The organism is Mesorhizobium sp. M4A.F.Ca.ET.020.02.1.1 (assembly GCF_004022645.1).
Taxonomy (GTDB): domain Bacteria; phylum Pseudomonadota; class Alphaproteobacteria; order Rhizobiales; family Rhizobiaceae; genus Mesorhizobium.
Window position 1 is genome coordinate 1 of record NZ_RZOI01000145.1, and the last position, 10,330, is coordinate 10,330.

Below are 10,330 nucleotides of genomic sequence, written 5' to 3' on the forward strand. Positions count from 1 at the left end.
CTTCATGCGCGATCATGACTGGATCCGGCAGGCACTGATGTTCGAACCGCGTGGACACGACATCATGTCGGGCGCGATCATCTACCCGGCATATCGCGAGGACTGCGATTTCGCCGTCATCTTCATCGAGGTCAGCGGCTGCCTGCCGATGTGCGGCGCCGGCACGATCGGACTGGTGACGGCGGCAATCGAGGAAGGCCTGGTGACGCCCCGGGTCCCGGACAGGCTTTCCATCGAGACGCCCGCGGGACGGGTTGACATCCGGTACGAAAAGCCGGGCGAATTCGTTGACTCCGTCCTTATGTTCAACGTCGCCAGTTACCTGCATGCCGCGGATGTCGCCGTCGATGTCCCTGGCCTCGGCCGGCTCGTCGTCGACATCGCCTATGGCGGCAACTTCTACGCTGTCGTTGAGCCGCAAGAGTCGTGGCGGGGCATCGACGGCCTGTCGGCCAGCGACATCGTGGGTCTCAGCCGCAGTCTTCGCGAGGCCCTCGAACCAGTCTGCGATCCGGTTCATCCCGACGATGAAAGGATCCGCGGCGTGCACCACGCCATCTGGTGCGACAAGCCGTCAACCAGAAATGCCGACGGCCGCGGCGCGGTGTTCTATGGCGACAAGGCGATCGACCGTTCGCCGGGCGGCACTGGCACCTCGGCACGCATGGCGCAACTCCATGGCAAGGGCCGGCTGAAGGTCGGTGACATTTTCCGCCAGGAAAGCCTGATCGGCACGGTGTTCGAAGGCCGCGTCGAGGCGGAGACCGACATCGGTCCTTTCAAGGGGATCACGCCAAGCGTCGGCGGCTGGGCCCGCATCATCGGTCACAACACGATATTCGTCGATGACCGCGATCCCCTGGCCCATGGATTCCAGATTGCGTAGAGGCCGCTCGCTTCAGCCTGAGGTCGTCATGTCGTTCATGGAGCATCAGTGCGACTATTCCGCCGGCATCATGGCCACAATTTTGCCGGTAGGATAGCAGCGCGGGCGACGAGCCTCGAAGCCGCAAGTGGCCGAAGCGAAGGAAACGATCGATGAAATCCGCAAGCGGAATTGCCGAGATGAACCGACTGAAAATCGGTTTTGTGCTCGCGCGTTCGTTCACCCTTTCAGCCTTCGCCTTGTTCGTCGATACGCTGCGTCTGGCCAGCGACGAGGCGGACCGGTCGGGCCGCATCTTTGCCGATTGGCAGGTTCTGGCCAGCACTCGGCATCTGATCACCTCCAGCTGCGGCGTGCAGGTCGCGCCGACATCGGATCTTGTGGACCCCAGTCTGTTCGACTATATCGTCGTCGTCGGCGGGCTGTTGAACACCGAGTTCCCGGTCGACGACGAGACGGTCCGCTATCTCAAGAAGGCAGCCGCCAGCAAAGTGCCATTGATCGGCGTCTGCACGGGGACCTTCGTGCTTGCGGACGCCGGCCTGATGAAGTTCCATCGGACCTGCGTCAGCTGGCTGCACTACCAGGCATTCCGTCAGCGCTTCCCGGATCACGAAGTCAGGTCGGACCGCATCTTCAACCTCGATCGGACGAGGGGATCGTGCGCCGGCGGCAGCAGTGCCGCGGACATGGCAGCATCGATCGTGAGGCGTCATATCAGCGAACGCGCCGAAAGAAATGCGCTCGAGGTCCTGCAGATCGACAAGGCGCGCCCGGCCTTGCACATCCAGCCGCGCCGACCGCTCTCGATCGAATGCAACGATCCGCGGCTTCAGGCGGCGCTGATTGCGATGGAAAACCATATCGAGAATACAATCTCGATATCCGAGATCGCGGCATCGGTTGGATTGTCGCGAAGGCAGCTGGAACGCTTGTTCATGGAGAAGACGAAAACCTCCCCGGCGCTCGTCTACAAGAAGGTGCGCCTCGAGCGGGCAAAGCAGCTTCTACTCGAGACCAGCGTGCCGATGCTCGACATCGCCATCGAAGTCGGCTTCGAGAACGCGTCGCATTTCTCCAGGGTTTTCCGGGAGACATTTGGAATGCCGCCGAGCAAACTGCGATCGGCGGTTGCCGGCGGCACGAGCCTTGTCGATAGATAGACTCAATACCACCAGGCGCAGCAGTGCGGCGATTGACAGGCTTCAGGTCACATATTGCTGCACGGTCGGATCGGCGGTCGTGGCCTGAACGGAAGAGGCTGGCGCCGGAGAGGAATGTCGGCGAGCGATGACCGGATGGGTTTGACGGCAGCAGTGGGTTGAGCGGCGGCGGCTACACGCCTAGCGAGCAGCCCCGCCGACATTGCGGCGAGCTTGGATGCAATACTCAACGACGGTTCCTCCCAGGAGAACACCAGCACATCCTAATCTAGCACACGCGCCGCCGCGCTCGCAGTTACATTTGCTAATATCCGATCAACCGGTGCGAAGTCTTCTGGCGGACTCGATCTTCTTCAGCCGTGCCTTGGCCTCGCTCACGCGCCGCTGCGCACCTCTGATCCTGCAGCACAGGGCCAAATTGACAGCGACGTTGCCGTCCCCCTCCAGCAGTTTTTCAGCCCGTTCCAGGGCCAGTTCCGCTCGGCCGGCACGCTGCCGCGCCTTGTCCATTTCGAAGCTGTAAATTTCAACCATCTTTCCGCTCGCGTTGCGGTCCCTTCAAGATCGAAACCAGTGCCGATTGGATTGGTTCCGACACGGCGCGCAACAGCCTGTCACAATGCGGGGGCGCGGTTTGGCAGGGATCGTCTGGCTGGTCAATGGGAGATGCAGCGGCATCGCGGCGGGGAGTTCTAGCTTCCCCGCTCCTGTGCCGCTATTTCCCGAATCCAGCCGCGCAGGCTTTCGGCAGCGGGGGAAAGCATGCGGTTGTCATTCCAGGTGAGGTAGTAGCCGCCCGGCGCCGGCAGCTCCAGATCCGTCAGCCTGACCAGCTTGCCTTCGTCGATCTGCGCCTCGACCAGGCGGTGCCAGCCAACGGCAACGCCCTGGTCGGCCTGGGCGGCCTGCAGCGCCACGAAGAACTTGCCGAAGCGCCGACCTCTGGTCGAACCGTGCGGCACGCCTGCGCGCCGCAAAACCTCGTCCCAGCCGGCCCAGTCGGGATCAACCCAATCAACATGCAGCAGCGGCAGGTCAGCCAGCGATTGCGCGGTTGCATCGCGGTGCCTGCTCGCAAAGCCAGGCCCGCAAACGGGGTAGATGGTCTCGTCGAAAAGCAGCTCGGCATTCTCGTCCGGCCACGATCCAAATCCGTAGCGAATGCGCAATTCGACTTCGGCGCGGCGGTAGTCGCGAGGATCGTCGGAGATCAGGTGGTCGACGGAAATATCCGGGTGCCGCGTCCAGAAGTCCGGCATGCGCGGGATCAGCCACATCGATGCGAGGGCATCCGAGCAGGCCAAAGTAACGTTCCTCGAACGATCGCCGCGCTTCACATTTCGGACGATGTCGGCGGCTCGCGAGAAGCCGCTGGCGAGCACGCCGTAAAGGTCCTCGCCCGCGCTTGTCAGCGCCACGCCGGTCCCCAGCCGGGTAAAGAGCGGCACTCCGAGCTCGTCCTCGATCGCTTTGATCTGCCGGCTGACGGCGCCTGGAGTGACGTTCAGTTCCGCCGCCGCCAGCTTGAACGACAGGTGCCGGGCGGACGCCTCGAAAACCGCCAAGGCGGTCAAGGACGGCAGATCGTAGTAGCGGCGAACCATCTCAAGCTCCCAACAGTTCAATGATCGCGCGGCGCGACAGCTTGAGCAAGAGAGGCCAATCTGTCCGAAAGCCGTTTTTCGAGCGATGCGATAGCCCGCGTTTCGGCAGACTATGGCCGCGATCCCAACCCTTCGCGGCGGATCATAGGAGAATCCGACGAACCAACCCGTCGCGATCCCCGACGCCTTCCAATCAGCGTCCGACGCCGCTGTCGACCGCCGCGTAACTCAACAAGGAGGTGAGACTTTTGCAGGCTTGCGCCGCTGGCGTTCGGCGGTGGTTCGGAGAATATGAGCCGAATTCTCCCTCAAAATATGGCTCGAGCGATGACGGATACTGAGAAGAAGACGGTGGTGATAACAGGCGCGGCCGGGGGCATCGGCCAAGTGCTCTCCAGGCAGTTCATTGCCAACGGCTATCGTGTGGTCGCCGGCGACGCCGACCAGGCGGGGCTGGACAAGCTCGCCGCCGAGCTCAACCGAAGTGAGCAGAAGGTCTGGAGCAAGGCCGGCGATCTTCGCGACAAGGCCTATTGCGAGGATTTGATCGAATACGCCATCCAGGCCACAGGGCGTCTGGACGTGCTCATCAACAATGCCGGCATCATCACCCGCGGGAACATCCTCGAGACGACCGACGACGACTGGGAGCGGACGTTCGACATCAATCTGAAGTCGATCTTCTACACCTGCCGGCGCGCCATTCGTCATATGAAGGGTCATGGCGGCGGCGCGATCGTGAACATCGCATCCTGCTGGGGACTTTATCCCGGGCCCGGCCACGCGGCCTACTGCACCAGCAAAGCGGCCGTGGCGGCGTTCTCCAAATGTCTTGGCCGCGATCATGCCGGCGATGGGATACGGGTCAATGCGGTGTGCCCGAACGAGGTCAACACGCCGATGCTGCGCACCGGCTTCGCCAAGCGCGGTTTCAATCCCGACACCGCCATAGCGGAGCTCAACAGCACGGTGCCGCTCGGCCGGATCGCCGAGCCGGAAGACATAGCCGAGGTGGTCTACTTTCTGAGTTCCGACGCCGCCCGCTACATTGCCGGCACGACGGTCGAAGTGAACGGCGCAAAGCCGGTCTATTGAGGACACCATGGCTGACAGACTGGCAGGCAAGATCGCAATCATCACCGGCGGCGGGCGCGGTATCGGCGCCGGCATCACCCAGCGCTTTGTGGAGGCGGGCGCAAAAGTCGCCATTGTCCAGAGGAACTCGCCGCCTGAGACGATGCTCAACGAGGGTGTCATCTACGTGAAGGCGGATCTCTCCAATTCCCGGGACATTGCTGCTGCCGTCGAGACCGTCGTCGAACGGTTTGGTGGCTTGGATATCCTCGTCAACAACGCCGGCATCATGTTCGAGAAGACGGTCGACGAGATGACCGAGGCCGACTGGGACCAGATGATGGACATCAACCTGAAGGCCCCGTTTCTGCTGACAAAGGCGGCAATGCCGCACCTTCGGAAGCGGCCCTGCGCAAGCATCGTCAACATCGGCTCGATCGAAGGGCTGGCGTCCAATCCCGGGCATCCAGCCTATTCAGCCTCGAAAGCGGGCATTCACGGCTTCACGGCGGCGGTCGCCGTTGACCATGGGCACGAGGGCATCCGCTGCAACGCCATCGCGCCAGGCTGGATCAATTCCGACCTTAGCGAAGCCTACATTGACAGCATGGCCGACAGGGATCGCGTCCGTAGGGAGCTGCTTGTCATGCATCCGGTCGGGCGTCTCGGCCAGCCGACCGACGTCGGAAACCTCGCAGTCTGGCTGGCCTCGGACGAAAGCGCCTTCGTCACCGGCCAAGTCTACGTCATCGATGGTGGGCGCACAAAGAAGCTGCCGCTGCCGGTCTCTTGAGGCTGAGAACCCGGCAATCCGTACCGGCTTTGCGCGCAACTCGCCCCTGGATCAGGGACGAGCCCGACCAAGCAGAAGGGTGAATTCCGATGGTGTTGCCAGCGGCCGCGGCTTAGCGGCGGGAGGTCGGAGACTCGGCCTTTCCGCGCTTTAGTCAACAGGCGCGTGAGACTTTTGCAGTAGGTGAAATCCGCTGCTTCCGGCAATAGTTCCGGCCGGCTCACAAGGGCCGCACAATTTCTCTTGGAGGCCGCGTCATGACTGCTCAACTGCAAGTTTCTCGTAGGGGAGGGCGGGAAGCGCGGCGGACCATCCGCACGGCACCGAAGATCGACATGCTGCCGACGCTGAAGCGCGGCCTGCCGGTGCTGGAGCCTATGGATGCCGAGCAGGTCGAGCGCATTCACCAGGCTTCACTCGCGATCCTCGAAGACGTCGGCGTTGTGTTTCGCGACCCGATCGCGATCGAGGACTGGAAGAGGGCCGGAGCCGACGTGCGCGCGGATGACAGGGTCCATCTTGATCGCGGCCTGGTCATGGAGCTCATCAAGACCATTCCTTCCAGGATCGAATACTTCGCCCGCGACCCGGCGAAGAATGTCGAGCTCGGCGGGCCGAAGTCGATCTTCGTGCCGATGACCGGCGCGCCCTTCATGCGCGACCTCGATGATGTCAGGCGCGGCCCGACGATCGCCGACCTCGGCACCTTCCACAAGCTCGCGCACATGATGCCGGCGCTGCATTCGTCGGCGCACCACATCGTTGAGCCGATGGACCTTGTCGTCGCGCATCGGCACCTGCACATCACCTATTCGTCGATGAAGCATTCCGACAAGATCTTCATGGGCATGACCACCTCGCCCAAGAACGCCGAGGATGTGCTCGACATGTGCGAGATCCTCTTCGGCGAGGGTTTTCTCGAGACGCACGCCGTCACGACAGGCAATTGCAACGGCAATTCGCCGCTGGTCTGGGACCAGGTCATGCTCGGCGCCATGCGCGCCTTCTGCCGGCGCAACCAGCCGGTGCTGTGCTCGCCCTTCGTTCTCGGCGGCGCCAACACGCCGGCCTCCACCGCTGCGGCGGTAGCGCAGCTCAACGCCGAGGCACTTTCCGCGCTGGCTTACACACAGGTGATACGCAAGGGCTGTCCGGCAATCTACGGGCACTACCTTTCGACGGTGTCGATGCAGTCGGGCGCGCCGATGGCAGGCACGCCGGAAATCTCGCTCATGAACTTCATGATCGGCCAGATGGCTCGCCGCTACAACGTGCCCTGGCGCACGTCCAACCTGCTCGGCGGCGCCAAGGTTTTCGATGCGCAGGCCGGCTATGAGAGCGCCATGACCATGATGGCGGTCCTGATGTCGGGCGCCAACTACATCTGGCATTCGGCGGGCTGGAACGAAGCCGGCATGCACTGCTCGATCGCGAAGTTCGTCGTCGACGCCGAGGTCTGCTCGATGGGCTATCGGATGACGCAAGGCATCCAGTGGGACGATTTAGACGAAGCCTTGGCCGCTGTCCGCGATGTCGGCCCCGGCGGCCACTATCTTGGCCATCCGCATACGCAGGCCAACTTCGAGCGGGCATTCTTCATCCCCAAGCTTTTCGACAACAATTCGATCGAGCAGTGGTACGCGGACGGCTCCAAAGACATCAAAGTGCGCGCCCTGGAACATGCCCGGCGGCTTCTGGCCGAGTATGAAGAACCCACGCTAGATGTCGCGAAGGACGAGGAGCTGCGCGCTTACATAGACCGGCGATCGCGCGAGATTCCCGCGGTCGATGCATTGAACGAGGAATATTGAGGGTGAAGCCCGAGCCCGGAATGTTCGGTAACCCAACCGCCATGCACGGCCTCCGATGAACGCGTCCGCGAACATAAGCGCCATGAAGTCATCCGCCACGCCGGGAACTTCGGCGATAGCCGGCAGGCCCTTCGAGCTGGTGGTTTTGGTGTTGCCCGGCTTCTCGCATCTGGCGCTTCACGCCTATATCGAACCGTTCCGCATCGCCAATACGATATCGCGCCTGCCACTGTTCCGCTGGCGGATCGCGGGCCTGAACGCTGGGCCCGTGGAGGGTGCCAACGCCCTTTCAATTGCAGTTGATGCAACAATCGATGAGCTGGGTTGCGGATCGGACGATCGCAAGCCGGATCAGCTCGCGATAATGGCGGGCGAACCGGTCGAACGGCAACTGACGCCACAACTCAACGGATTTCTGCGCACGATTGCGCGCCGCGGCGTTTCGATATCGGCGGTTGGAACGGCGACATGGGTGCTGGCGCAGACCGGTCTGCTTGCGGGAACGCGCTGCACGATCCACTGGTCCCGGCTCGCCGCATTTGCCGAAGTTTTCAACCAGCCGCGAATACGAGATTCCCTGTTCGTCAAGGATGGGCAATATTCGACTTGCGCTGGCGAGCTGGCGGCATTTGACCTCGCAGTCGACCTGATCGGGAGCCACGCAGGCGACTACATTGCTCAAGAGGTCTGCCGGCACGCGACCGTCGAAGGTCAGCGTTCGGGGTCAAACCGCCAGACCGGGCCTTCAGGTCTTGCCTTTGCCGGCGTGAGTGACAAGCTTCTGATGGCAATGCGGATCATGGAGGAGAATGTCGAATTTCCGCTCTCCATGGATGAGGTTGCGCATCGGGCCGGAGTGTCGCGGCGTCAACTGGAACGCTTGTTTGCTGCTCATATCGAGGTGCCGCCGGTGCGGCACTATCTGCGGATACGCACGGACCATGCCAAGCGCCTGATCGAAGGCACGCGCATGTCCATCATCGACATAGCCATCGCCTGCGGGTTCATGTCAGCCTCGCATTTTGCAAAGTGCTTCAGGGCCTTCAACGGGATATCGCCGCAACAGTGTCGAGCAATGGTGCCGGCCTGGGTAGGCCCCGGACTTGGATAGTTGATCGGCCAGGACCCTTGGTCGTTTTGGGGAAGGCCGTTTCGAATCCGTCAGCGCTTGACCCCGACGGGCTCATTTCCCAATCCGCCTGAATTGCTTGGGGGTCATCGAAAAGTGCTTCTTGAAACTGCTGCAGAAATGCGCAGTGTCGCTGAATCCTGTTTCATAGGCGATCTCCGTGACACTTCGCCGTCGGCTCGCCAGGAGTTCACGCGCTGCGAGTAGACGTATCCGTCGCCAGAACACGGCTGGCGCGGATTGCAGGTCTGCGAGGAAGGCGCGATTCAGGCGCGCCTTGGAAGTGTTCAGGGAATGCGCGAGTTCCTCGATCGAGCATGGCGCATCGATGCGGGTCTCCATCACCTTCACCGCCTCTACGGTCAGTCGCGATGCCGCCCCGAGTGCCTCCTCGTAAGGTTTCGTCCGCAAGGCGATGCGCGGTTCCTCGGGTTTGAAGAGAAGGTAATTGAGGGCTTTTTGCGCCCTGCCGGCATTGCTGTAGTGCGCGATCAGGAAGGCCGCGACCTCAATCGCCACGATGCTCCCCGGGCATGTAACGATATTTCCATCGATGACATAGTTTTGGTTGGTGACCGGGCTGGCATGGTGGTACCTCGCCACGAACTCGCCCAGCGTGTCAAAGTGCAAAGCGCATTCGCGATGCCTGAGAAGCCCTGCCTGTGCCAGCACAAAGCTGCCCGTGCACAGGCCGATGATGGGGATGCCGCGCCTGTCCGCTGCCTGCAGGTAATCGAATGTCGCCGCATGGATCGTTTCCATATCCCGGACCAGCCCGCCGCACACGGCCAGGCAGTCGTATGTGGCTGGATCATCCAGGTTTCCCGTCGCGGCCATCTCTAGGCCGCAGCTTGCGCGCACCGGTAGCGGCCCCGCCGCAATGAAATCCCAGGCGAAATAGACCTGCCGGCTCTGATCCTGCCGGTCAGCGGCCAATCGAAGCGCATCCACGAAGCTCGCCATCGGCGTCAGGGTGAAGCTCGGACAAAGAATGATGCCGACCTTCAGATAGGGCAGCCCGACGCGATCAGGCGTTTTCAGTGCGGGTGTCAAATCCGGGCGCCTTTCCAACGCAGAGCACGCCAGCGCAATTCTTATGAAAAACGTGTCGCAATCACAATTCGTGAATTTCGCAGACCGCTAATGTTTGACCATCCAACGAGTGAGCGCTCGCGAGCAGAGACTCCCCTGACATGACGTTGACGCCGGCTTTTTCCAAAATCCTCGAGCCGCTCCAGCTGCGCCACAAGACGCTCCGCAACCGCATCAACTTCGGCGCTCATACCGCCAACATGGCCGAAGATGGCATGCCCGGAGCGCGCCACCTGGGCTACTACCTGGAACGGGCCAGGGGAGGCGCGGCCATGATCGTGGTCGAGCCGATGCCGGTCCACCGGACGGCTCGGCTGACGCGCGGCAATTTCCGACATGATGACGATGCGGTGATCCCTGGCTTCAGGGCGATCACCGACGCCTGCAAGGCGGAAGGCGCGGTGATGATCCACCAGCTGTATCACGTCGGCCAGCACGGAGATTACGACAATTCCTATAGTCCGAATTGGTCTCCCTCGGGCCTGCCGTCTTATCACGATGGGGACGGCAGCCATCGTATGCGTGAAGCCGAGATCGAGGAGATCATCGAAAGCTTTGTTGGCGCCGCTGTCCGGGCCAAGAAATGCGGCTTCGACGGGGTGGAGTTGTTCGGCCCCTACAACTCGCTGATCGAGCAATTCTGGCTGCCATGGTCGAACCGGCGCGACGACCGCTGGGGCGGCAGGTTCGAAAACAGGATGCGGTTCTCGACCGAGATCACCTCGCGCATCCGTTCGGTGACCGGCGATGGGTTCATCATCGGCCTAGCCTCGAGCAT

At 62.1% G+C, this 10,330-nt stretch carries 9 protein-coding genes and 1 pseudogene; 7 read left to right on the forward strand and 3 right to left on the reverse strand.

What is annotated here, in order from left to right:
• Together EN742_RS12185 and EN742_RS12190 are read left to right on the forward strand one after the other, a co-directional pair.
• Positions 1 to 886: 4-hydroxyproline epimerase (locus EN742_RS12185; protein ID WP_245492302.1), on the forward strand; the 886-nt coding region annotated here is incomplete at its 5' end.
• A 152-nt stretch (positions 887 to 1,038) separates the two neighbouring features.
• On the forward strand, positions 1,039 to 2,049 hold the full coding sequence (locus EN742_RS12190; protein WP_126056440.1) for a GlxA family transcriptional regulator: 1,011 nt from the start codon (positions 1,039 to 1,041) through the stop codon (positions 2,047 to 2,049).
• Positions 2,050 to 2,364: 315 nt separating this feature from the next.
• Here the strand turns inward: EN742_RS12190 and EN742_RS12195 are convergent, their stop codons facing one another.
• Together EN742_RS12195 and EN742_RS12200 are read right to left on the reverse strand one after the other, a co-directional pair.
• Positions 2,365 to 2,583: a hypothetical protein gene (locus tag EN742_RS12195; RefSeq protein WP_126056439.1), complete on the reverse strand. Its 219-nt coding sequence runs from the start codon at positions 2,581 to 2,583 to the stop codon at positions 2,365 to 2,367.
• 158 nt (positions 2,584 to 2,741) lie between these two features.
• Entirely contained in the window at positions 2,742 to 3,653 is a 912-nt protein-coding gene (locus tag EN742_RS12200; protein WP_126056438.1) for a LysR substrate-binding domain-containing protein, read from the reverse strand.
• 327 nt (positions 3,654 to 3,980) lie between these two features.
• Between EN742_RS12200 and EN742_RS12205 the strand changes: the two genes are divergently transcribed.
• The 4 genes from EN742_RS12205 to EN742_RS12220 all read left to right on the forward strand — a co-directional run bounded on the left by EN742_RS12205 (position 3,981) and on the right by EN742_RS12220 (position 8,442).
• Positions 3,981 to 4,748 (forward strand): SDR family NAD(P)-dependent oxidoreductase, encoded by a 768-nt coding sequence (locus EN742_RS12205; protein WP_126056437.1) that lies wholly within the window; start codon positions 3,981 to 3,983, stop codon positions 4,746 to 4,748.
• A 7-nt stretch (positions 4,749 to 4,755) separates the two neighbouring features.
• Positions 4,756 to 5,520: a glucose 1-dehydrogenase gene (locus EN742_RS12210; protein ID WP_126056436.1), complete on the forward strand. Its 765-nt coding sequence runs from the start codon at positions 4,756 to 4,758 to the stop codon at positions 5,518 to 5,520.
• 257 nt (positions 5,521 to 5,777) lie between these two features.
• Positions 5,778 to 7,331 carry a trimethylamine methyltransferase family protein gene (locus EN742_RS12215; RefSeq protein ID WP_126056435.1) on the forward strand — a complete coding sequence of 518 codons (1,554 nt, stop codon included), beginning with the start codon at positions 5,778 to 5,780 and terminating at the stop codon, positions 7,329 to 7,331.
• A gap of 82 nt (positions 7,332 to 7,413) precedes the next feature.
• Positions 7,414 to 8,442: a GlxA family transcriptional regulator gene (locus EN742_RS12220; protein ID WP_189375297.1), complete on the forward strand. Its 1,029-nt coding sequence runs from the start codon at positions 7,414 to 7,416 to the stop codon at positions 8,440 to 8,442.
• Between the two features lie 72 nt (positions 8,443 to 8,514).
• Here the strand turns inward: EN742_RS12220 and EN742_RS12225 are convergent, their stop codons facing one another.
• Entirely contained in the window at positions 8,515 to 9,513 is a 999-nt protein-coding gene (locus tag EN742_RS12225) for a helix-turn-helix domain-containing protein (RefSeq protein WP_126056433.1), read from the reverse strand.
• Between the two features lie 140 nt (positions 9,514 to 9,653).
• On the opposite strand from EN742_RS12225, the pseudogene EN742_RS12230 reads away from it, so the two are divergent.
• A pseudogene (locus EN742_RS12230) lies at positions 9,654 to 10,330 on the forward strand (oxidoreductase); the annotation flags it as partial.